This window comes from Kitasatospora sp. NPDC038210 (assembly GCF_055600605.1).
Genome location: NZ_JBVJYK010000020.1, coordinates 51,819 through 73,772 on the forward strand (window position 1 = coordinate 51,819; position 21,954 = coordinate 73,772).

16 protein-coding genes are annotated in these 21,954 nt (G+C 72.4%); 11 read left to right on the forward strand and 5 right to left on the reverse strand.

From position 1 onward, the window contains the following. Nucleotides 1–126: 126 nt before the first annotated feature. On the forward strand, nucleotides 127–1,536 hold the full coding sequence (locus tag ACZ7KX_RS31810) for a glycosyltransferase 87 family protein (RefSeq protein ID WP_470329471.1): 1,410 nt from the start codon (nucleotides 127–129) through the stop codon (nucleotides 1,534–1,536). Nucleotides 1,537–1,563: 27 nt separating this feature from the next. Here ACZ7KX_RS31810 and ACZ7KX_RS31815 read toward each other — a convergent pair whose 3' ends face one another. After that, the gene (locus ACZ7KX_RS31815) at nucleotides 1,564–3,324 is read right to left on the reverse strand and encodes a penicillin-binding transpeptidase domain-containing protein (protein ID WP_470329472.1); all 1,761 of its coding nucleotides are present in this window, start codon (nucleotides 3,322–3,324) and stop codon (nucleotides 1,564–1,566) included. A 209-nt stretch (nucleotides 3,325–3,533) separates the two neighbouring features. After that, complete coding sequence (locus ACZ7KX_RS31820) at nucleotides 3,534–5,336, reverse strand: dolichyl-phosphate-mannose--protein mannosyltransferase (protein ID WP_470329473.1); 1,803 nt, start codon at nucleotides 5,334–5,336, stop codon at nucleotides 3,534–3,536. 96 nt (nucleotides 5,337–5,432) lie between these two features. Here ACZ7KX_RS31820 and rsmI point away from each other — a divergent pair, with 96 nt between their 5' ends. The 7 genes from rsmI (at nucleotide 5,433) to ACZ7KX_RS31855 (ending at nucleotide 13,507) form a co-directional block, all read left to right on the forward strand. After that, nucleotides 5,433–6,302, forward strand: coding sequence for a 16S rRNA (cytidine(1402)-2'-O)-methyltransferase (gene rsmI / locus ACZ7KX_RS31825; protein WP_470329474.1), 870 nt, complete (start codon nucleotides 5,433–5,435; stop codon nucleotides 6,300–6,302). Between the two features lie 312 nt (nucleotides 6,303–6,614). Then, nucleotides 6,615–7,025 (forward strand): hypothetical protein, encoded by a 411-nt coding sequence (locus tag ACZ7KX_RS31830; protein WP_470329475.1) that lies wholly within the window; start codon nucleotides 6,615–6,617, stop codon nucleotides 7,023–7,025. Between the two features lie 83 nt (nucleotides 7,026–7,108). After that, complete coding sequence (gene metG / locus ACZ7KX_RS31835; protein WP_470329476.1) at nucleotides 7,109–8,731, forward strand: methionine--tRNA ligase; 1,623 nt, start codon at nucleotides 7,109–7,111, stop codon at nucleotides 8,729–8,731. Nucleotide 8,732: 1 nt separating this feature from the next. Then, a complete protein-coding gene (locus ACZ7KX_RS31840; protein WP_470329477.1) occupies nucleotides 8,733–9,611 on the forward strand; it encodes a TatD family hydrolase in 879 nt (292 codons plus the stop codon). Between the two features lie 63 nt (nucleotides 9,612–9,674). Beyond that, nucleotides 9,675–10,562, forward strand: a complete 888-nt coding sequence (gene rsmA / locus ACZ7KX_RS31845) for a 16S rRNA (adenine(1518)-N(6)/adenine(1519)-N(6))-dimethyltransferase RsmA (protein ID WP_470329478.1) — start codon at nucleotides 9,675–9,677, stop codon at nucleotides 10,560–10,562. Further along, nucleotides 10,559–11,479: a 4-(cytidine 5'-diphospho)-2-C-methyl-D-erythritol kinase gene (locus ACZ7KX_RS31850; protein ID WP_470329479.1), complete on the forward strand. Its 921-nt coding sequence runs from the start codon at nucleotides 10,559–10,561 to the stop codon at nucleotides 11,477–11,479. Before rsmA ends, ACZ7KX_RS31850 begins: the two co-directional genes overlap by 4 nt. A 213-nt stretch (nucleotides 11,480–11,692) precedes the next feature. After that, entirely contained in the window at nucleotides 11,693–13,507 is a 1,815-nt protein-coding gene (locus ACZ7KX_RS31855) for an ABC-F family ATP-binding cassette domain-containing protein (RefSeq protein WP_470329480.1), read from the forward strand. A gap of 31 nt (nucleotides 13,508–13,538) precedes the next feature. Here the strand turns inward: ACZ7KX_RS31855 and ACZ7KX_RS31860 are convergent, their stop codons facing one another. After that, nucleotides 13,539–15,452: an FUSC family protein gene (locus ACZ7KX_RS31860; protein ID WP_470329481.1), complete on the reverse strand. Its 1,914-nt coding sequence runs from the start codon at nucleotides 15,450–15,452 to the stop codon at nucleotides 13,539–13,541. A 591-nt stretch (nucleotides 15,453–16,043) separates the two neighbouring features. On the opposite strand from ACZ7KX_RS31860, the gene ACZ7KX_RS31865 reads away from it, so the two are divergent. The 3 genes from ACZ7KX_RS31865 (at nucleotide 16,044) to ACZ7KX_RS31875 (ending at nucleotide 19,711) form a co-directional block, all read left to right on the forward strand. After that, a complete protein-coding gene (locus ACZ7KX_RS31865) occupies nucleotides 16,044–16,529 on the forward strand; it encodes a hypothetical protein (RefSeq protein ID WP_470329482.1) in 486 nt (161 codons plus the stop codon). After that, nucleotides 16,489–18,234, forward strand: a complete 1,746-nt coding sequence (locus tag ACZ7KX_RS31870; RefSeq protein WP_470329483.1) for a WXG100 family type VII secretion target — start codon at nucleotides 16,489–16,491, stop codon at nucleotides 18,232–18,234. The genes ACZ7KX_RS31865 and ACZ7KX_RS31870 overlap by 41 nt, the downstream gene beginning before the upstream one ends. A 235-nt stretch (nucleotides 18,235–18,469) precedes the next feature. Beyond that, nucleotides 18,470–19,711 carry a S8 family serine peptidase gene (locus ACZ7KX_RS31875; protein ID WP_470329484.1) on the forward strand — a complete coding sequence of 414 codons (1,242 nt, stop codon included), beginning with the start codon at nucleotides 18,470–18,472 and terminating at the stop codon, nucleotides 19,709–19,711. Nucleotides 19,712–19,820: 109 nt separating this feature from the next. Here the strand turns inward: ACZ7KX_RS31875 and ACZ7KX_RS31880 are convergent, their stop codons facing one another. Together ACZ7KX_RS31880 and ACZ7KX_RS31885 are read right to left on the reverse strand one after the other, a co-directional pair. After that, nucleotides 19,821–20,318, reverse strand: coding sequence for a hypothetical protein (locus tag ACZ7KX_RS31880; RefSeq protein WP_470329485.1), 498 nt, complete (start codon nucleotides 20,316–20,318; stop codon nucleotides 19,821–19,823). Continuing rightward, nucleotides 20,315–21,952, reverse strand: coding sequence for an alpha/beta hydrolase (locus tag ACZ7KX_RS31885; protein ID WP_470329486.1), 1,638 nt, complete (start codon nucleotides 21,950–21,952; stop codon nucleotides 20,315–20,317). The genes ACZ7KX_RS31880 and ACZ7KX_RS31885 overlap by 4 nt, the downstream gene beginning before the upstream one ends. Nucleotides 21,953–21,954 lie beyond the last annotated feature (2 nt).

Sequence of the window (21,954 nt, forward strand, 5' to 3'; positions counted from 1 at the left end):
CGCAGGCGAATCCGACGTGAAGGGCCGCCGACCGACTGGACACCCGGCGGCCCTTTTCGTGCCATCACCCGCCCAGTGCCCCACGCCATGGCGACAGGGCCGGGCCCACACCCATAACCTTCCACCATGGTGAGCACCCGCACGCCCGGCTTCTCCCGCCCAGGCGGCCGCTTCACCGGCCGCCGCAGAACGCCGGCGCAGACCTTCGTGACCGAGACGTCGTCCAGACCCGGACGACCGCCGAGAGGCTTCTCGGTCCGCCCCTTCCCCCGCCAGCGTGGCGAAAGCACCTTTCCGCCCACGCCCGAACGACTGAATCCCGCCGGACTCGCCTCGCTGCGGTCCGTCCAACTCCTCGGCTGCCTGATCGCCGCCGGCTGGGCCGCCGCCTTCCCGCTGGTCTCCGACCTGGCCAACCAGCGGCTGTGGGGCCTGATCGCGGCCCCCGCCTACGCCCTGGCCGGGCTGCTCTGCCTGACCCTGCCGCGGCGCTTCGCGGCCCACGCGGCCGCCGCGGTCGCCCTCGTCGGCGCCGTCCTCGTACCGCTCGGACTGCTCGCCCTGCACGGCCGCCACCAGTCCGAGGTCATGGTGGTCGAACGCTCGGCCCACCTGCTGCTCACCACCGGCGACGCCTACCTGCCCCACCCGGTGGTGGTCACCGACTACAACCCGTACCTGCCCGCGATGGCCCTGTTCGGCCTGCCGCGCCAAGTGCTCGGCGACTCCACCGCCTTCGCCAGGGTCGCCGGGGACGCCCGGATCTGGTTCGCACTGACCTTCTTCGCCTGCCTGCTGGCCGCCTGGCGCCTGCTGCGGCCCTCCAGGGACCGCGCGCCGCTGCTGCCGCTGGCCGTCCTCACCGCGTCGCCGCTGATAGCGCTCGCCCTGGTGGTCGGCGGGGTGGACCTGCCGCTGATCGGCGTCTGCTGCCTGGCCATGGCGCTCGCCGAGCGGGACCGCACCGTCGGCGCCGGGCTGGTGCTCGCCCTCGCCTGCACCCTGAAGTGGACGGCCTGGCCCGCGCTGCCGGTCGCCGTCCTGCTGCTCTGGCGGCTGTACGGCCGCCGGCCCGCGGCCCGGACCGCACTGATCGGGGTCGGGGTGAGCACGGCGGTGATCCTGCCGTCCGTCCTGACCCAGGCGGACGCGCTGCGCGAACAGGTGGTGCGCTTCCCGCTCGGGATGACCGCGATCCGCACCCCGGCGGGCAGTCCGCTGCCCGGCAAGGTGCTGGCCGGCTTCGGGCCGACCGGGCACACCATCTCGCTGGCCCTGATGACCGTGGCCCTGGTCGGGGTGGCGATCTGGCTGCTGGCCCGGCCGCCGGTCTCCGCGATCGCCGCGGCCGACCTGCTGGCCGCCGGGCTGGCGATCGCCTTCATGCTCGCCCCGGCCGGGCGGTTCGGGTACCTCGCGCTTCCGGTGGTGCTGATGATCTGGCCCCGGCTGGCGGCCCGGCGCTGGAGCAGCCGGCGCCCCGCCCCGCCCGGCCGGGTGCCGGAGACGCCGGAGCCCGCCCTGCCGCGGAGCTGAGGCGGGGCGGGCTCGGGACGGAGGCCGCTAGCGGCCGGCGGCGGCCTTCAGGAGGGAGGCCACCGCCGGGCCGGCCGCGTCGACGCCGTGGCCGCCGCCCTGGACCTCGGCGGCCACCGCGATGTTGCCGCGGAAGGCGGTGAACCAGCTGTTGGTGGTGGACGCGCCCTGGACCTCGGCGGAGCCGGTCTTGGCGCCCGCGTTGTCGGTGATCCCGGCCATCACCTGGCTGGCCGTGCCGCCGACCGCGGTGGCGTTCATCATCGCGCGCAGCTTGCCGGCGACGTCCGGCGAGATCTGGCGGGCCGCCGCCTGCTGCGGCAGACCGGCCACCAGGATCGGCTGCTTGAACGCCCCGCTCTGGACGGTGGCGGTGATCGAGGCGATGGCCAGCGGGTTCATCTGGACCTTGCCCTGGCCGATGTAGTTCATGGCCTGCTCGTCCTTGCTGCCCGGCGTCGGCGGAACCTTGCCGTCGGCGTTCGGCAGGCCGGTCTTCCACTCCAGGCCGATGCCGAACACGTCCTTGGCCGTGGCGGACAGCGTCTCCGGCTTGAGGCTGGTCAGACCCTGGTTGATGAAGGCGGTGTTGCAGGACACCATGAAGTCCTGCTGGAGCGTGTTGTTCGGGAAGGCGCCCGGGAAGTCGTTGGGGATCGGGACCGAGTTGCTGCTCTTCTCGGGGCAGGCCACCACGCTGTCCGGGTTGATCCCGGCCTCCAGCAGCGCCGCCGAGGTGACGATCTTCATCGTCGAACCCGGCGCGAGCAGCCCGGTGAAGGCCCGGTTCTGACCGTTGGCGGGCGAGTTGGCGAAGGCCAGCACCTGGCCGGTGCTTGGCTCGATGGCCACGATGGAGCCGGGCTTGCCGCCGAGGTCGGTCATCGCCTTCTCGGCGGCGGCCTGGACGGTGCTGTCGATGGTCACCTTGAACGGCTTGCCGGGCTTCGGCTCGACGATGGTGAAGAGCTTGTCCGCGGCGGCCTTGCCGGACGGATCGTTGATCACCACGGCCTTGCCGGAGTCCTGGTCCCGGGTCGGGTCCGGCGGGAGCAGCTTCTGGGCGTTGTCCTGCACGGTGGCCATCAGCGCCGGGGTCAGCGAGGCCGCCTGCAGCGGCTTGCCGTTGCGGTCCACCACGGTGGACGGCGGGGCGAAGACCTGCTGGACGGCGATCGTCTCGTTGCCGGACAGGTGGGGGTGGATCACCGTGGGCGCCCAGTGCACGGCCGGGGTGTTGTCGCTCATCTTCACGACGCCCAGGAAGCCCTGGTAGTCCCAGGCCCGGTTGGTGCCCTCGAACTCGGCGCGGGCCTTGAAGCTCATCAGCGTGCCGGTGGGCCCGGGGGCGGCGGTGGCGGACGGCGAGTCGGTGGCGCCCGGGGTGCTGCCGGCCGACGGCGTCGCGGAGGCCCCGGCGGCGGGCTTGGCCGGGGCCGGGCTGCCGGTGGCCGCGGTGAAGACCTGCTGGGTGGTCGGACCGGTCGGGGTGAGGGTCAGCGCGCTCGGCTTCACCTGGTCCCGGAAGGCGGTCAGCGCGGTGGTGGCCGCGGCCGGGTCGTCGGTCAGCGAGGCCGCCTTGGCGATGTCGCCGGCCGCCCAGGCCGCCAGGAAGTCCTTCGCGCCGGCTGCCGCCTGATCGGCCGAGGGCGGCTCGGCGACCACCGTGCGGGGCTTGGCGCCGCCGGAGTCCGAGCCGCCCATCAGGCTGTACGCGGCGTAACCGCCGCCCGCGAGGACGACGATGGACACGCCGGTGATGATGCCGATCTTCGCGCCACTGCGCATGGTGCAGTTCCCCCAGGGGTCTCGCGGCCGGGCGCAACCGGCCGGAGCCGGAAACGCGTTACGTCCCCACCCTAGGCAGGCGGAATCGGTGCGCCGACGAAACGCCCGGGACTTGTGACGGATCTGGTACGTGTCGTGCACCGCATACGGACGATTCGGGGGGACACCGTGTCGGCCGGAGCGCGCGGCCGGCCGTCCGGGGGGGGGGCTCAGATCCAGCTGTTGAACCACATCCGGCGGCGCCAGTCGTCCAGCGGGATGGTCTGGCCGGTGAAGAGCGGGAAGAAGAACAGGAAGTTCCAGACGATCAGCAGCACCAGCAGGCCGGCCGTCGCGGAGCCGATGATCCGGCGGTCCCGGGAGGCGCCGGGCGGGCCGATCAGGGCGCCGACCAGCATCGTCACCGCGAGCACCAGGAACGGGACGAAGACCACCGCGTAGAAGAGGAAGATCGTCCGCTGCTGGTAGGCGAACCACGGCAGGTAGCCCGCGGCCAGGCCGCACAGCAGCGCGCCGGCCCGCCAGTCCCGCCGGAAGGCCCAGCGCCACAGGCAGTAGACCAGGGCCACCAGGGCCGTCCACCACAGCAGCGGGGTGCCGATGCCCAGCACCTCGCGGGCGCAGTCGGCGACGGTGCAGCCGGCCTGGCCCTGCTTGGCGGACTCGTAGTAGAAGGAGACCGGCCGGCCCAGCACCAGCCAGGACCAGGGGTTGGACTGGTAGGTGTGCGGGTCGCTCAGGTGGGTGTGGAACTCGTAGACCGTCGAGTGGTAGTGCCACAGGGCGCGCAGGCCCTCGGGTATCCACGGGAAGTCCGTGGAGCGACCGACCGCCCAGTCCCGGCCCCAGCCGCCCTTCCCCGGGGCGTTGCTGCTGGCGAACCAGCCCCACCAGGACGCGACGTAGACCGACAGCGAGACCACGACGACCGAGAAGAAGGCCGGCACCACGTCCCGGGCGAGCACCGCCCGGAACGGGTGCGGGGCGCCGGCCAGGCGGCGGGCGCCGACGTCCCAGAGCACGCTCATCAGGCCGAAGGCCGCCATCACGTACAGGCCGCTCCACTTGGTGGCGCAGGTCAGGCCGATGCAGACGCCGGCCGCGATCCGGTACGGGCGCCAGCCCAGGTTCACCCGCTGGGCGAGCCCGGCGTTCTCGACCCCGCCCAGCTTCGCGGCCAGCACGCCCCTGGTCCGGTCGCGGTCCAGCAGCAGGAAGCCGAAGGCGGCGACGATCCAGAACATCACCACCAGGTCGAGCAGGGCGGCCCGGCTGAGGACCAGGTGCAGGCCGTCCACCGAGAGCAGCAGGCCGGCCACGCAGCCCAGCAGGGTCGAGCGGAACATCCGGCGGGCGATCCGGGCCAGCATCAGCACCGACAGGGTGCCGAGCAGGGCCACCGCGAAGCGCCAGCCGAAGGGGTTCATGCCGAACAGCTGCTCGCCGAAGCCGATGATCCACTTGCCCACCGGCGGGTGCACCACGTACGAGGCCGTCTCCCGGTACGGGACGGCCGCGCCCGGCGTCATGATCGTCGTGTTGGCGTCCTCGGGCCAGCTGATCTCGTAGCCGCCCTGCCAGAGCGCGTACGCGTCCTTGGCGTAGTACGTCTCGTCGAAGATGATCGCGTTCGGCCGGCCCAGGTCGGTGAACCGCAGGAGCCCGGCGAACGCCGCCACCGCGATCGGGCCCAGCCAGCCGGACCAGCGGCACAGGAAGTACCAGAGGCCCTGCGGCAGCGAGATGCCGAGCCGCAGCAGCAGCGGCGACTGCGGCACGTCGCGCGGGGTCACACCGGGGCCGTTCGGCATCGGCGGCACCAGGCGCTCGGCCAGTGGCACCGCCGGGCGGGTGCGGTAGCCGTGGCCGGCCAGCCGCTCGCGCCAGGTCGGCGCCGCGGGGGCGGCGACGGACTCCGCCGGGCGCGGGGACGGCAGGCCGACGCCGCCCCACGCGGAGTGGTCCGTACCGGTGGACGTCTGGGCCGCCGTGTCGCCGTTCATCCGCCACATCGTAGGCGCGCTCTTCGCACGGGCGTCCGCTCCCTCGGAAGCTGCCCGAATCATCACCAAAAGCCCCGCGCGGCGGCAGCTGGAAGGATGGGGGACGTGACAGGAGTTTTGGTTCTCGCAGGCACCCCCATCGGCGACGTCTCGGACGCCCCGCCCCGACTGGTCCACGAACTGGCCACGGCGGACGTCATCGCGGCCGAGGACACCCGCCGGCTGCGCCGGCTCACCCAGGCGCTCGGGGTGACCCCGGCCGGCCGGGTCGTCTCCTACTTCGAGGGCAACGAGGTCGGTCGCACCCCCGAACTCGTCGAGGCGCTGACGGGCGGTGCCCGGGTGCTGCTGGTCACCGACGCCGGCATGCCCTCGGTCTCCGACCCCGGCTACCGGCTGGTCGCCGCGGCCGTCGAGGCGGACGTCAAGGTCACCGCGGTGCCCGGACCGTCCGCGGTGCTCACCGCGCTCGCGCTGTCCGGCCTCCCGGTCGACCGCTTCACCTTCGAGGGCTTCCTCCCGCGCAAGACCGGCGACCGGGCCAGGCAGCTCGCCTCGATCGCCGCCGAGCCCCGCACCATGGTCTTCTTCGAGGCGCCGCACCGCATCGCCGAGGCGCTGGCCGCGATGGCCGAGGCGTTCGGGACGGAACGCCCGGCCGCCGTCTGCCGCGAGCTCACCAAGACCTACGAGGAGGTCAAGCGCGGGCCGATCGGCGAGCTGGCGGCCTGGGCGGCCGACGGCGTCAAGGGCGAGATCACCGTCGTCGTCGCCGGCGCCCCGCCGGCCGCGCCGCAGGAGCTGACCCCGGCCGAGCTGGCCCGGCTGGTGGCCGTGCGCGAGGAGGCGGGGGAGCGGCGCAAGGAGGCCATCGCGGCGGTCGCGGTCGAGCTCTCGCTGCCCAAGCGCGAGGTGTTCGACGCCGTCGTGGCGGCCAAGAAGGAGGGCCAGGACCCGGGCCTGAAAAAGGGGTGAAATCCGGGGGTTGCGTTGCGCACGGGTAGTCGTACCTTGGAGGGAAGGCCCCGGTAAACGCCCGTGGAGCTGAAGTTTCGGTCGCGGTTTTCGGTCCCGGGGAGGCCCTTCGTATAGGGCTCCCCAACCCGCATCCAAGTCTTCACAAGTGGGGCGTCGGCCGAGGTGGTCCGGGCATTCCCTGAAAGGGAAAGACCCAGCCGGGCGAGCGTCCGGCGGGCGCTGGGAGACGGCAATGAGCGAGCGTAGCGAGCGACCCGACAAGAGGTGCGCGTTTCGCGGAGCGGCCGCTGAGCGAAGCGAGGTGGGCGCATGAGCGAGACGATCGGTAGCCCCCTGAGCACCGCGGGCCTGGCCGGCCGCGGGCACACTCCCGTCGAGACCGTACGGGAGGCCTACTCCTTCGCGTGCCTGCGCTGCGGGTACGGCTGGGAGCAGGCGTACGACATCGAGCACCACGCGTCCAAGGAGGGGCACGTCGTGTTCGAGTACCACGCCAACGGTGTCCGGGTGCCGTCCCCGCTGCTCAAGCCGACCTGCCCCGGGTGCGGTGGCCACACCGTCCGGATCATGCGCGAGGGCCGGGTGACCTCCGCCGACCAGTCCTGGCACCACGCCCCCGGCTTCTCGGCGCACGCCGAGCCGGCCGGGCCGCCCCCGGCGGCCGCGCCCGACAAGCCGCGCGGACGCTGGGCCCGGTTCTGGGCGCGGCTGCTGGGCTGACGCCGCAGGGCACGGGCGGACCGCCCCCGACCGGACGGAACTCGGTCGAGGGCGGTCCGCCCGCCCGACTAAGCTTTCCGACCATGGCGGCCACTGCAGACCACAGCACCACCGGGACGAGCGCCCCGGCGTACTACGTTTCCACCCCGATCTACTACGTCAACGATCGCCCGCACCTGGGCCACGCGTACACCACCGTGGCGGGCGACGTCCTCACCCGCTGGCACCGCCAGCGCGGCGAGAAGGTGTGGTACCTGACCGGCACCGACGAGCACGGTCAGAAGATCATGCGGACCGCCGAGGCGAACGGCGTCAGCCCGCAGGAGTGGTGCGACAAGCTGGTCGAGGAGGCCTGGAAGCCGCTCTGGGAGCACCTGGAGATCGCCAACGACGACTTCATCCGCACCACCCAGCAGCGCCACACCGACCGCGTGCAGGAGTTCGTCCAGGACCTGTACGACAAGGGCGAGATCTACAAGGGCGGCTACTCCGGCCCGTACTGCGTCGGCTGCGAGGAGTACAAGCTCCCCAACGAGCTGCTCGACGGCGCCACCGCGGACGAGAAGCTCTGCCCGATCCACAAGAAGCCGGTGGAGTGGCTGGAGGAGGAGAACTACTTCTTCCGGCTGTCGGCCTACGGCGAGAAGCTGCTGGAGTTCTACGCCGCGAACCCCGGCTTCATCGCCCCCGAGTCCGCCCGCAACGAGGTGCTGCGGTTCGTCGAGCAGGGCCTGCAGGACCTCTCGATCTCCCGCTCCACCTTCAACTGGGGCGTGCCGCTGCCCTGGGACGAGAAGCACGTCCTCTACGTGTGGGTCGACGCGCTGCAGAACTACATCACCGCGGCCGGCTACGGCAGCGACCCGGAGCGCTTCGCCGAGCTCTGGCCGGCCTCCGTCCACCTGGTCGGCAAGGACATCCTCCGCTTCCACGCCGTCATCTGGCCCGCCATGCTGATGGCGGCCGGCCTGCCGCTGCCCAAGCGCGTCGTGGCCAACGGCTGGCTGATGGTCGGCGGCGAGAAGATGTCGAAGTCCAACCTGACCGGCATCGCGCCCACCGACCTGACCTCGCACTTCGGCGTGGACGCGTACCGCTACTACTTCCTGCGGGCGATCCCGTTCGGCACGGACGGCTCCTTCTCCTGGGAGGACTTCACCGCCCGCTACACCTCCGAGCTCGCCAACGACTTCGGCAACCTGGCCTCCCGGGTCGCCGCGATGGTCGGCAAGTACTTCGACGGGGCGCTGCCCGCCGCCACCGCGCCCGGTGACGCCGAGCAGGCCGTCGAGGACGGGCTGGCCAAGGCCGTCGAGACGGCCGACCGGAAGATCGGCGAGGAGCTGGACTTCGCCGGCGGCCTGGCGGCGATCTTCGAGTTCGTCAAGCAGGTCAACGGCTACATCACCGAGCAGGAGCCCTGGAAGGTCGCCAAGGACGACTCGGAGGAGGGCCGGGCGCGCCTCGCGACCATCCTCTACACCGCCGCCGAGTCGCTGCGCGCCACCGCCGTCCTGCTCAACCCGGTGATGCCGTCCACCGCCGAGAAGCTGTGGGCCTCGCTGGGCGCCGACGCCGCCGGTCTGGGCGCGCTGTCCGCGCAGACCATCGCCACCGTGGCCGACTGGGGCCGGCTGCCCGCCGGTGCCACCGTCACCAAGGGCGAGATCCTCTTCCCGCGCCTCGAAGAGAAGCCGGCCGCCTGACATGGCCGCCAAGGACGACGACCGGTCGACCCCGCCGCCGCTGCCGGAACCCCTGGCAGTGGCGGTGGCCGACTCGCACACCCACCTCGATATGCAGTCCGGCACCCCGGCCGAAGGCCTGGCCCGCGCCGCCTCCGTCGGGGTCACCACGGTGGTCCAGGTGGGCTGCGACGTGCCCGGTTCGCGCTGGGCCGCCGAGCTGGCGGCCCAGTACGAGCAGGTGCACGCGGCCGTCGCCCTGCACCCGAACGAGGCGCCGCGGATCTTCCTCGGCGACGCGGACGGCTGGTCCGGCCAGCAGCGCAAGGCCGGCGGCGCCGCCGCCCTGGACGAGGCGCTCGCCGAGATCGACCGGCTCGCCGCCCTGCCGCAGGTGCTGGCGGTCGGCGAGACCGGGCTCGACTACTTCCGCACCGGGCCGGAGGGCGTGGAGATCCAGAAGGAGTCGTTCCGCCGCCACATCGAGATGGCCAAGCGGCACGGCAAGGCCCTGGTCATCCACGACCGGGACGCCCACGAGGACGTCATCGACGTCCTGCTGGCCGAAGGCGCCCCGGAGCGGACCGTCTTCCACTGCTACTCCGGCGACGCCGAGATGGCCAAGACCTGCGCCGAGCACGGCTGGTACCTGTCCTTCGCGGGGCCGGTCACCTTCAAGGCCAACCAGCCGCTGCGGGACGCACTGCTCGCCACCCCGCTCGACCGGATCCTGGTCGAGACCGACGCCCCCTTCCTCACCCCGCACCCCTACCGCGGGCGGCCCAACGCCCCGTACCTGATACCGGTCACGGTGCGCTCGATGGCCGCCACCCTGGGGCTGCACGAGGACGAGCTGTCGGCGGCCATCGCGGAGAACACGGCGCGGGCCTTCGGGTACTGACACGCGGCGCGGGGCCCCGGGTGCCCGGAACCCGGGCCCCGCCCGCGCCCGTATCCTTGGCGCGTGAGCACCACCGACCCCACCCCTGACAGCCACCTGCTGGGCGCCGCCGACATCCGGGAGCTGGCGGCCGCGTTCGGCGTGAAGCCGACCAAGCAGCGCGGGCAGAACTTCGTCATCGACGGCAACACCGTGCGGCGCATCGTCCGGGCCGCCGAAGTGACCGAGCAGGACGCGGTGGTGGAGGTCGGGCCGGGGCTCGGCTCGCTGACGCTCGCGCTGCTCGACGTGGCGCGGCACGTGACCGCGGTCGAGATCGATCCCGTGCTGGCGCAGCACCTGCCGGACACCGTCACGGCCCGGATGCCCGCCAAGGCGGACGCCTTCGACCTGGTGTTCAGCGACGCCATGGAGGTCACCGAGCTGCCCGGGCCCGCGCCCACCGCGCTCGTCGCCAACCTCCCGTACAACGTGGCCGTGCCCGTCCTGCTTCACATGCTCGCCACCTTCCCGAGCATCGAGCGGACCCTGGTGATGGTGCAGAGCGAGGTCGCCGACCGGCTCGCCGCCAAGCCGGGCAACAAGGTGTACGGCGTTCCGTCGGTCAAGGCCAACTGGTACGCCGACGTGAAGCGGGCCGGCGCCATCGGGCGGAACGTCTTCTGGCCCGCCCCCAACGTCGACTCCGGGCTGGTCTCGCTGATCCGCCGCGATCCGCCGAAGACCAGCGCCAGCCGCGCGGAGGTCTTCGCCGTGGTCGACGCCGCGTTCGCCCAGCGCCGCAAGACCCTGCGCGCCGCCCTGGCCGGCTGGGCCGGCTCCGCCGCCGGGGCGGAGCAGGCGCTCGCCGCCGCCGGGATCGACCACAAGCTGCGCGGCGAGATGCTGACCGTGGAGCAGTTCGCCGCCATCGCCGAGCACAAGCCCCAGAAGGACAAGGACAGCGAGTGATCACCGTACGGGTGCCGGCCAAGGTCAACGTCCAGCTGGGGGTCGGCGGCCTGCGCGCCGACGGCTTCCACGACCTGACCAACGTCTTCTTCGCCGTCGCCCTCGGCGACGAGGTCACCGCCACCCCGGGTGAGGGCGTCACCCTGACCTGCTCCGGGCCGGACGCCGCCGTCGTCCCGCTCGACGACAGCAACCTCGCCGCCCGCGCCGCCCGGCTGCTCGCCGCCCACCACGGCATCGCCGACCCGGGCGTGCACCTGCACATCGCCAAGGCCATCCCGGTGGCCGGCGGCATGGCCGGCGGCAGCGCCGACGGTGCGGCCGCGCTGGTCGCCTGCGACGCGCTGTGGCAGCTGGACACCCCGTTCGGGACGCTGCTGGAACTGGCCGCGGAGCTGGGGTCGGACGTGCCGTTCGCCCTGCTCGGAGGGGTCGCGCTGGGCCGCGGCCGGGGCGAGATCCTGGAGCCGCTCGCCGTCGAGGGCACCTACCACTGGGTCTTCGCCGTCGCCGACGGCGGCCTGTCCACCCCCGCCGTCTTCCGCGAGTGCGACCGGCTCCGCGAGGAGGCCGGCACCGGCTCCAGCGACACCGACGTCCCCACCCCCGCCGCCGACCCGGCCCTGCTCGCCGCACTCGCCGGAGGCGACGCCGTCGCCCTGGCCGGCGTGCTCGTCAACGACCTCCAGCCCGCCGCGCTCTCGCTGCGCCCCTCGCTCGCGGACACCCTGCGGGCCGGCACCGAAGCGGGCGCCCTCGGCGCGCTGGTCTCCGGCTCCGGGCCGACCTGCGCCTTCCTCGCGAAGGACGCCGACGCGGCCGCCGCCGTCGCCGCGGCGCTGCGGGCCTCCGGCACCTGCCGGACGGCGCACGCGACCTACGGGCCGGTGCCGGGGGCCGCGCTGCTCCCGGAGTAACGGGCGGCGGGCCGCCTGCTCTCGGAGTGGCGCGGTGGGGGGCCGCCTGCTTTCGGAGTGGCGCGGTGGGGGCATCGCTCCCGTGGCGCGGTGCCGCGGGAGCAGCGCGGTGAGGCCGTCGCTGCGGGCCCATTAGGCTGGGGAGATCGGGGTGTCCCCGATTCAGGGGCGGCGGGCCGCCCCGCGACCGCCGAACCCAGGAGCGCAGCACACGTGGCCGTCAACCTCGCCACCATCGAGTCCGTCACGAAGGTCTACGGCACCCGCACCCTGCTGGACGCGGTCAGCCTGGGCGTCAGCGACGGCGACCGGATCGGCGTCGTCGGCCGCAACGGCGACGGCAAGACCACCCTGATCCGGATGCTCGCCAAGCTGGAGGAGCCCGACAGCGGTCGGATCACCCACTCCGGCGGGCTGCAGATGGCCGTCCTCACCCAGCACGACTCGCTCGACCCCGAGGCCACCATCCGCCACGAGGTGATCGCCGACCGGGCCGACCACGAGTGGCTCGGCGACGCCCGGATCCGCGACATCATCGAAGGCCTCTTCGGCGGCCTCGACCTGCCCGGCTTCGCCGACGGCCTGGACACCGTCATCGGCCCGCTCTCCGGTGGCGAGCGCCGCCGGATCGCCCTCGCCAAGCTGCTGCTCGGCTCGCCCGACCTGATCGTCCTCGACGAGCCCACCAACCACCTCGACGTCGAGGGCATCAACTGGCTCGCCGAGCACCTGCAGAAGCGCCGCTCCGCGCTGGTCTGCGTCACCCACGACCGCTGGTTCCTCGACCAGGTCTGCACCCGGATGTGGGACGTCCAGCACGGCGAGGTCCACGAGTACGAGGGCGGCTACTCCGACTACGTCTTCGCCCGCGCCGAGCGCTCCCGGATCGAGGCCGTCGAAGAGCAGAAGCGCCAGAACCTGGCCCGCAAGGAGCTCGCCTGGCTGCGCCGCGGCGCCCCCGCCCGTACCTCCAAGCCGCGTTACCGCATCGAGGCGGCCAACGCGCTGATCGCCGACGTGCCGGACCCGCGCGACAAGTCCGAGCTGATGAAGTTCGCCAACGCGCGGCTCGGCAAGACCGTCTTCGACCTGGAGGGCGTGACCGTCAAGGCCGGCCCGAAGCTGCTCCTGGAGAACCTCACCTGGCAGCTCGGCCCCGGCGACCGGATCGGCCTGCTCGGCGTCAACGGCGCCGGCAAGACCTCGCTGCTGCGCGCCCTGCGCGACGCGTACGCGAGCGAGGGGGACGTGCAGCCCGCGTCCGGCGTCATCAAGGTCGGCAAGACCGTGCGGCTGGCCTACCTGTCGCAGGAGGTCGCCGAGCTGGACCCGGCGATCCGGGTGCTGCAGGCCGTCGAGCAGGTCCGCTCGCGGGTCGACCTCGGCAAGGGCCGGGAGATGAGCGCCGGCCAGCTGTGCGAGCAGTTCGGCTTCGGCAAGGACAAGCAGTGGACGCCCGTCGGCGACCTGTCCGGTGGCGAGCGCCGCCGCCTCCAGCTGCTGCGGCTGCTGATGGACGAGCCCAACGTGCTGTTCCTCGACGAGCCGACCAACGACCTGGACATCGAGACGCTCAACCAGCTGGAGGACCTCCTCGACGGCTGGCCCGGCTCGATGGTCGTCATCAGCCACGACCGCTTCTTCATCGAGCGGACGACGGACGTCGTCCACGCCCTGCTCGGTGACAAGAAGATGCGGATGCTGCCGAACGGCGTGGACGAGTACCTGGAGCGGCGGGCCCGGATGGCCGCCCAGGCCGCCCCCGCCCCCGCCGCCGCTGCCCCGGTGGCCGAGGCCGCTGCTCCCGGGCTGTCCGGCGGGGACCTGCGGGCGGCCAAGAAGGAGATGCAGAAGCTGGAGCGGCAGATCGCCAAGCTGGACGAGAAGGAGTCCAAGCTGCACGCCCAACTCGCCGAGCACGCCGCCGACTTCTCCAAGGTCGCGGAGCTGGACGCGCAGCTGCGCGCCGTCCGGGACGAGAAGGAGGAGCTGGAGATGAGCTGGCTGGAGCTGGCCGAGCAGGTCTGAGTCGTCCGAGTCGTGTGAGCCGGCGGTCGCTTCAGCTCGCGGCCAGCAGCGTTTCGAGCTCGTCCGCCGCACGGCCCAGCGCGCTGAGCGTGGGGTCGTGCGGCGTGGTCGGCACGGGCGACGTGGCCGTACCGTCGGTCGGCGTGGTCGGCGGACGATGCGCGCGGGCGGCGGCGGCCAGCTCGTCCAGCGCCAGGCGCACCCGGTCGACCTCGGCCGGGTCCGGCACCCGGCCGCCGTACCGGACCTGCGCCGCGAACGCCGCCACCGCGCCGCCCAGCCGCTCCAGTGCCGCCGTCGCCGGCAGCCACCGCTCCGCCAGCCGGCCGGTCGGCGGCGGTTCGACCAGCCCCTGCTGCACCTCCTGGCGGGCATCCGCCAGCGACCGGTAGGCCGTACGCCGCAGCCACACCTCCGCCCGCTCGGCGCGTCCGGCGGTGACCGCGTCGAGGTAGGCCCGCAGCGCCGTCGTCGCCGTCACCAACCGGGGCTCGATCCGGTGGCGCGGCCGCTCGGGCCACAACAGGTACCCGAAGAGCAGGACGACCGCACTGGCCAGGACCGAGTCCAGGACCCGCGGCCGGAACTCCGCCGCGCCGCTCTGGCCGCCGAGTTGGATCAGGACCAGCGCCATCGGCGTCATCACCACGGTGTTCAGCCCGTAGTGCGCCGCGGTGGCGTACGGCAACAGGGCCACGCAGAGCGCGGCGACCACCGCCAGCGCCCACTCCTCGGTGGTCAGCACGAGCAGCGCGGCGGTGACGGCCACCCCGAGCACCGTGCCGACCGACCGGCTCACCGCCCGCAGGAACACCGACCCCAGGTCAGGCTTCAGCACGAAGGCGATCGTCATCGGCACCCAGTAGCTCTTGCCGAGCGGGTAGTTGGCGGTGACCGCCGACCCGACCGCGATGCACAGCGCCACCCGCAGCCCGTACCGCACCGATGGCCCGGACAGCAGGCGCACCCGCAGCCGCCAGGGATCGGGCGCAGGCGCGGGCGCCGTACCGAGCTGCGCGTCGCGGCCCGCCACGGTGTCGGCGGCGGCCCGCAGGGCCACGTCCAGGGCCTGCCGGGCCGGCGTGTCCGGCCGCCACCCGGGGACCGCGACCTCGCCGCCGCCGCGCCGCACCGCCGCCGCGAGACGGTTCGGCACCTCCGCCACCTCCGGCGGCACCGGGCGCCGGGCCCACAACAGGCCCGTCGCCGCCTCGGTGGCGGCGAGGGCGGCCTCGTACATGCGGCTCGTCGGGTCGACGGTCTTCGCAGGCTTTCCGGGCTTTCCGGGCAGGAGATCCTGGAACTGGTTCAGGCGGGCCGTCAGCACCCGGCGCGAGGCCGCCGCCCGGGACGTTCCCAGGTCGGCCAGTGTCCGGCCGAGCGCGTCGTACGCGGCCGCGAGCGCCCGGTTGCGCGGATCCGCGGCGGGCCGCCCCGGCGCCCCCGCCGGCAACCCGAGCAGCACCACGAACCCGGCCCCGGCCAGCATCATCGGCGCCGCCGCCCACCACGGCCCCGGCAACGGCATCCCGCTCCCCAGCGCGGCGGACACCAACAGCAGCATCCCGGCCGCCGACCCCCGCGGACCCGTCGCGCTCAGGGCGCCGGAAGCGAAAGCCGTCAACGTCAGTGCGACGCCCAGGGTGAGACCGTCGGCGTCGGCGCGCTGGAGGGCGGTGCCGAGCAGCATGCCCAGCGCGGAGGCGAGGACGGCCGTCCCGATCCGGGCCGCCCGCAACCGCGACGGCTCGGCACGGTCGTTCATCGTCGCGTGCATCGCCCCGAGCCCGGCGAACACCCCCAGATCGAGCCGGTGCACCAGCAGACCCACCGCCAACGGCACCGCCATGCCCACCGCCGCCCGAACCATCAGCGCCAGCGGCAACGGCGGCCGCGCGGGCCGCGCGGCGCGGGCCCACCAGGAAACGGCGTTCGGGGAGCTCATGCGGACACGTCCGTTCTGCGGCCTGGAGTCGCTGCTGTGCGACATTGCGCGGCAGATGGGGCGTACCGGATAAGTCTACCCGGCAGCCCGGAAGGCGGGTTGTACGTGTCAAGTTCGTACCGATCGCGTACGCGCGGGCCAAGGGCCCTGCCGATGCGACAGAGGTGATGGCTACGATGACGGAGGCGAAAACCGCCCACAGGGCGGGCGGTTCGCCGACCACGACGGTACGGCGACTGCACGAACCAGAAGTTGACGGTGTGTTGCGTTGCGGCACGGAAGCCCCCCGGGTGCCGGGGAGCGACCGGCCGTACGGGGGAGAGGTGAACTGCTGTGGCAGGCAATGGTGCATCAAGTTCGGGGACGCCGACTCCGTCGGCGAGCCCTTCGGCGAGTCCGTCCCCGAGCCCGTCGGGGACCCCTGCGCCGAGTTCCACGCCGAGTCCCTCGCCGAGCCCGGCTCCGAGCCCGACTCCGACCTCCTCGGCGAGTCCGTCGCCGAACCCTTCGCCCAGTCCTGCGCCGACTCCCGACCCGAGCACCCCGGGTACCGACCCGAACACCCCGGCGGGCCCGGACGACACGCCATTCATGCTGAGCGACCCGTTCGGCCCCTTCGGCTTCGGCATCAACCGCGTCGTCAGCACCGTGCAGACGAACTTCAGTGCCAACGACCTGGTGTCGGCGTTCGGCAAGCAGGACGTCAAGGTGGAGCTGCAGACGCTCTCCAACTTCGCCGCGAAGGTCGAGGCACTGCTCGCCGCGATGGAGGGCTCGGCGGCCGCGCCGTACAAGCTCGAAGAGCAGAAGCTGACCCAGGCGAGCTTCGTCAGCGGGGGCAGCCCGGGATCGTTCACCGAGGCGGTGGCCCTGACTACCGCGTACGGCAAGGTCCACGCGCAGCTCGTGCGGTTCCACAAGGAAATCAGGTCCCAGATCGAGGCGATGCAGAACGCGGTCACGAAGACCGGCGGCAGCTACTCGACCAACGAGGAACACACCACGGCCGCCCAGAACGCGGTCGCGAAGAACGCGGGTGTCAACTCGCCCGCGAAGAACGGGAACACGAGCCTCTGACGGCGCTGCGGGAGAGAGGCTCACGGGGAAACGGGGAGACGGGGAGCAGGTCATGGCAGGAGAATCGAAGTACCACGCGATGGAGCACGTCGAACTCAAGGGGTTCGTCGACTCGACGCAGCCGGACATGGTGTTGAAGCGGGCCGCCAAGCTCCAGGACGCCGGTCGCGTTCTGACGGAGCTCAGTACGGCTCTCCAGGGGCACCTCGGCCAGGTCCAGTGGGAGGGGCCGGCGGCTGAGAACTTCAAGACCTGGGTCGGGAACCTGTACAAGTCCGCGGCGATCATCGGCCAGCACTCGGCGACCGCCGGCGGTGCGATGACCCAGGCCGGTGAAGCACTGAGCACGGCCAAGGTCGCGATGCCTCCGGTTCCCCAGGATGCGATCGACCTGGTCGCCAAGTACGAGCGACAGCAGGCTCCCGCCGGTGTGGCAGCCAAACTCGCGGTCGGTCAGACGATCGACCAGTACATGAAGAGCAGCAACACGCCGGCGGGTGACGCCTGGGTGACCGAGGCCGCGTACAACGAGGCCAAGGCGAAGGTCGTGGCGGAGCACCAGGAGGCCAGCCGGCAGGTGGTCAACCTGGCGCAGGCGTACAGTGCGGCAACGACGACGCTCAACGGGATTCCCGAGGACGTGAAGTTGCCGGGGACGCCTGGGGATAGCGCAAGCAAGGGCGGCATCCCAGAGTACTCAGGGGGCGGTGGCTATGGCGGCGGGTCTGGCGGCTCCATGCGCAGCCCGCGCTCGTACGTCGGAAGCGGCGGAGGCAGCTACAGCCCGTCCGGCGGAGGCAGCTACGGCGGCGGTTCGGTGACGCCGTACAGCCCGGGAACGGGTTCCACCGGACCGTCCGGCGGTGGCCACACCACCCCGACTCCTCCGTACAACGGTGGCCAGTTGCCCTCGAACCCGCAGGACCCGGGAACCTCGATCCCGCCGTCCCACCCGTCGGACCCGGTGAACCGTCCGGGTACCGGGCTGGACGGTCTGCCGACCGCTCCGCCGACCCAGACCGGTCCCGGCGGTGGCCCCGTGTCGACGGGCGGACCGACCAGCACTCCGACCTACCCGACCGTCCCCACCGGACCGGGCGGTGGGCCCAGCGGACCCGGCGGGGGCCCGATTCCCGGGTTCCCTGTCGGGCCCGGTGGCGGTTCCGTCCAGACCAAGGGCGGTGGCACCGACTACGTTCCCGGCAAGGGCGGCAGTGTCAACCCCCGAACGCCGTTCGGCGGCCAGACCGCCGGGAAGAACGGCACCCCGGGCATCCCTTCCGGTACGGTCTTCGGCTCTCGTGAAGCGGGGCCCGGCGGCGGCCGCGTCGGTGGGCAGAACGGCATGAACGGCATGGGCATGCACCCCGGCATGGGTGGCGGCCACGGTGTCGTCGGGGGGAGCGGCAGCTCGCGTGGCCGAGGCCTGTCCTCGACCACGGGTGGCACGGTCGGCGGCCGCAAGGGCCCGACCGCCGGCGGGGAGTTCACGCCGGGCGGTTCGGGCCTGCGCAACCGCGCGGCCGCAGCGGGCGTCGCCGAGGGCGGTGCCCGGTCCGGGCAGAACGGCATGATGGCCCCGGGTATGGCGGGTCACGGCAACCGGAAGGAACGCGACCGCCGCAACCGCGCGGACTACCTGCACGAGGACGAGGAAACCTGGACCAGTGGTACGCCGCACAGCAACCCGGACGTGATTGAGTAGGACGGCAACGACTGCCCGGCCATTGGGCTTCCCCAGTGGCCGGGCAGGCTTGTTCGGGGCACCGGTCTCACTGGTGGGACACTGATGAGGAGCTGTGATGGGGCGGACGAAGTCGCGAGTACGTGGGCGGGGGCTTGCGGCGGTGCTCCTGGCTGCGGGAATTCTGACGGGCCCAGCCGTACTATCGGCGGACGCAGCCGACTCGATTCGCGCTGATCAGTGGCATCTGGATGCCATGCACGCCGCAGAGATGTGGAAGGTGTCCCAGGGGCAGGGCATCACGGTCGCCGTCATCGACGATGGGTTCAAGCTCGACCATCCGGATCTCGTGGGGCAGTTCCTCCCAGGCAAGGACTTCAGTGGCAGCCCTGGTGGGGTTGGCTCCTATGCTGACGGGCATGGCACCCAGATGGTCGGGCTCATCGCCGGAACGGGGAAGGCCAACGGAGGCAAGGGGGCCTATGGATTGGCGCCCGGGGTCAAGATCCTCCCTTTGAAGATCGACAATGGCTCTGTCGGTCCTCTCGTCTCGACCGACTTCCTGGACCAGACCGGGCAGGCTGTCCAGTACGCAGTCGACCAAGGAGCCAAGGTCGTCAGCATTTCGCAGGGAATCAACTCGGTGACTGCCGTCCCAGCAGATGTGGCAAAGCTGAACAAGATTCTTGCTGCAGCGCGAGCAAGGGGGGTGCTGGTCCTTGCTGCTGTGGGAAATGAGGCTCAGTCAGGAAATCCGATCGAATATCCGGGCGCGCTTCCCAATGTCGTGGGTGTCGGGGCGGTCGATCGGAACGGGACCGTGACGGACGAGTCCGAGTATGGGCCGCAGGTTGCTCTCACGGCTCCAGGCAAGGACACGATTGCGGCTTGCACCGCTCCGTCCGGCTATTGCAACGGCCATGGCACGTCCGATGCGACTGCTTTGGCTTCTGCTTCGGCGGCGCTGATCTGGGCGGTTCACAAGGAGTGGACGGCGAATCAGGTTCTGCGGGTGCTCATCAACACCGCTGGCCGGGCCAATGGCGAGGACAAGCGTACGGATGGTGCCGGGTGGGGTGCGGTTCGTCCGCGTATTGCGTTGACGGATCCGGGCGATCCCGGGCCGGCGGATGTGTCGCCGCTTCCGGCTGACGCGGTTTCGCCGTCGGCGGTTCCGTCGGCTTCTGCTTCGGCGGGTGCGTCGGCTCCCGCGTCGTCGGCGCCGAGCCCGACGGGTGTGGCGGCAGGCGCGCCGTCGGCGCAGCCGAAGGTTGGTGCGTCGTCGGGGTCGGGCAGCGTGGTGCCGATCGTGGGTGGGGTGGTGGCCGGGTTGGTGTTGGTGGCCGGGGTGGTGGTCGTGGTGGTGCGGCGGCGGAAGTCGGTTGTGCAGCCTGAGGTCCAGATGCCGCCGATGCCGCAGCAGCAGCCGATGGGGGCGGTGCCGCCGCCGTCGCACCAGCCGCCGGTGGCGCCGGAGGACAACCCGTACAGGACGTAGTTCAAGCCGTTGGGGGTAGGCGGTGAGTCGCTGGATCTGCGCCCGGCGACTCTGGTGCCGGTCGTGGTGGGGTGGTGGCCGGGGTGGTGGCGGTGGCCCGGGTCGGTGGTCAGCGGGGTGGTGCGGTGCCGTCGGGCCACACGCAGGGGGAGGTGAAGCCGATCACGAGCGTCCCGTGCGTGCTGCCGACGCCGTCGATGGAGCCGGTGAACCGGTTGGCGGCGTTCGTGAAGTGGATGGAGGTGCGCAGGGCTTCGGAGTCGTCGCGGTGGAAGCCCATGGATTCGATCCGGGCCCGGAGCCGTTCGACGTATTCGGCCTGGCGGTCCGCCGGGATGCCGGAGAGGCGTTTTTCGGTGACCTCCACGACTCGGCCGTCGTACTCCGAGGGGGCGTCGTTCTTGAAGCAGTTGGTGCCGTTCTCCCGCCCGCTCGCTGTGGTGGCCGGTTGGGGCAGGTCGGCGATGGCCTGCCCCGCGTAGTCCGCGGTCTGCTGCTTCGCCTGGGCCCGCGTCATCGTGGGGGCGTCGGAGTCCCCGGTGCACGCCGGGACCGTCCACAGCAGTCCGGCGGTCACCGTTGCCGCGATCGCACGGTGCGGCCTCACCGGTGGTCCCCGTTGCCGGTGATCACGGCGCCGAAGGACCTGACGGATTCGGTGCCGGGCAGCCAGTAGTGGGAGTGGTCGGTGGTGCCGGCCTGGAGGTGTCGGGCGCCGAAGTCGGTGTCCATGGGGTCGCGTCCGAACAGGAGGCCGGTGCCGGCGGCGGTCTTGATCATCGTGTCCTGGCTTCCCCGGGCGACGTGGACGCGGGAGGGGTCGATGTTCAGGTCCTCGGCGTGGTCGACGCCGACGCCGGGGCTGCCGACGAGGACGACGTCGTCCACCGGCGGGGTGTGGTCGCGCATGGTGAAGCCGACGACGACGCTGCCGTAGCTGTGCCCCATGAGGGTGTTGTGCGAGGGGGTGCCCTCGTGGGTCGTGCGCAGGGCGTGCTGGAAGCGGGCCAGGTCCTCCTCGGCGTTCTCGGCGTACGCGTCGGTGGACGCCTCCGGGAAGATGTTCTGCGGGGCGTCGTAGCCGACCCAGGCGATGGCGGCGGTCGTCCTGGGGCTGCCGGGGTCGGTCCGGTCGGCGGCCCTGACCATCTCGTCGGCCTTGTCGACGTCTCCGATGGCGGTGGCGAGCCGGGAGGTGGTGCCGGGGACCAGGGTGACCACGTTGTCCGCCGTGTCGGGGTTGTTGACGGAGACGATCGCGCGTCCGTTGCCCCCGGTGTCGTAGCCGAGCAGGTAGGCCGGGGTGCCGTCGTGGGACTCCGCACCGTCGCCGGTCAGGCGGCCCTCGATGGCCGCGATCGCCGTCAGCTTCTCCCGCAGGTCCTGCTGCCGGCGGTGCCATGCGACGTAGTCGGGGTTCGGGATGGGCTCGCCCTTGGCCCAGCCGAGGAACTGCTCCGGCTCGGGGCCGAGCCGGTCGAGCCGGGCCTGCAGGTCCTGCTTGCTCCGCGCGAGGTTGATCCGGTTGGCCTGGTCGCGGGCGACGGCGGGGACGCCGTCGAGGTTGCCGATCCGGTCGGGGTGGTTGAGGACGAAGCGCTGCTGCTGGGCTTCGGTGAGGCTGTCCCACCAGCGCTTCACGGCCTCCGGGTCGGTTCCGGCGGGGGGTACGGCCTCGCGGGCGGCGAACGCTTCCCGGTCCTTCCGCACGGTGGCGGCGTCCAGGCCGGTGCCGCTGCTCGCGTTGCGGGCGAGGTGGTTGAGCCGCTGTGCGATCTCCGAGTCGGCGTGGGCGGCCTCGTTGAGGGCGGCGGTGATGCGGCGGCCGAGTTCCTTGGCGGTCTCTTCGGCCCGGTCGCCGGGGTGGTTCGCGGAGGTGGGTTCGTCATCCCAGGTGATGCGCCCGTCGGGGGCGACGGTGAACTTCTGCTTCTCGGCGTCGTCCAGGGCGTTGATCAGGTGCGCCTGGGCGGCGGCGAAGCCTTCGGCGGCCTCGGCGAGGGCCCGGCTGACGAAGGAGAGTTCCTGCGCGGCGAGTCGGAGTTCGGTGCCGATCGCCTGGATCTCGGCGCTGGCGTTCTCGGCGGCGGTCCCGGTCCACTGTGCCGCGCCGAGCCGGTCGGCGACCTCGTGCTGCCAGGACTCGGCGTGCCGTCCCAGCGCGGTGACGAGGGCGTCGTAGGCGGCTCCGGCCGTGGTGATGCCGTTGATGTCGGCGTTCCGGAGGGTGGCGATGTCCATCG

Bases quoted from the DNA above. Each gene is read 5' to 3' on its own strand.
- ACZ7KX_RS31885 (WP_470329486.1), bottom strand. From the start codon at position 21,952: ATGGACATCGCCACCCTCCGGAACGCCGACATCAACGGCATCACCACG.
- ACZ7KX_RS31865 (WP_470329482.1), top strand. From the start codon at position 16,044: ATGCTGAGCGACCCGTTCGGCCCCTTCGGCTTCGGCATCAACCGCGTC.
- ACZ7KX_RS31810 (WP_470329471.1), top strand. From the start codon at position 127: ATGGTGAGCACCCGCACGCCCGGCTTCTCCCGCCCAGGCGGCCGCTTC.
- ACZ7KX_RS31830 (WP_470329475.1), top strand. From the start codon at position 6,615: ATGAGCGAGACGATCGGTAGCCCCCTGAGCACCGCGGGCCTGGCCGGC.
- metG (WP_470329476.1), top strand. From the start codon at position 7,109: ATGGCGGCCACTGCAGACCACAGCACCACCGGGACGAGCGCCCCGGCG.
- ACZ7KX_RS31875 (WP_470329484.1), top strand. From the start codon at position 18,470: ATGCACGCCGCAGAGATGTGGAAGGTGTCCCAGGGGCAGGGCATCACG.
- ACZ7KX_RS31840 (WP_470329477.1), top strand. From the start codon at position 8,733: ATGGCCGCCAAGGACGACGACCGGTCGACCCCGCCGCCGCTGCCGGAA.
- ACZ7KX_RS31820 (WP_470329473.1), bottom strand. From the start codon at position 5,336: ATGTGGCGGATGAACGGCGACACGGCGGCCCAGACGTCCACCGGTACG.
- ACZ7KX_RS31860 (WP_470329481.1), bottom strand. From the start codon at position 15,452: ATGAGCTCCCCGAACGCCGTTTCCTGGTGGGCCCGCGCCGCGCGGCCC.
- ACZ7KX_RS31815 (WP_470329472.1), bottom strand. From the start codon at position 3,324: ATGCGCAGTGGCGCGAAGATCGGCATCATCACCGGCGTGTCCATCGTC.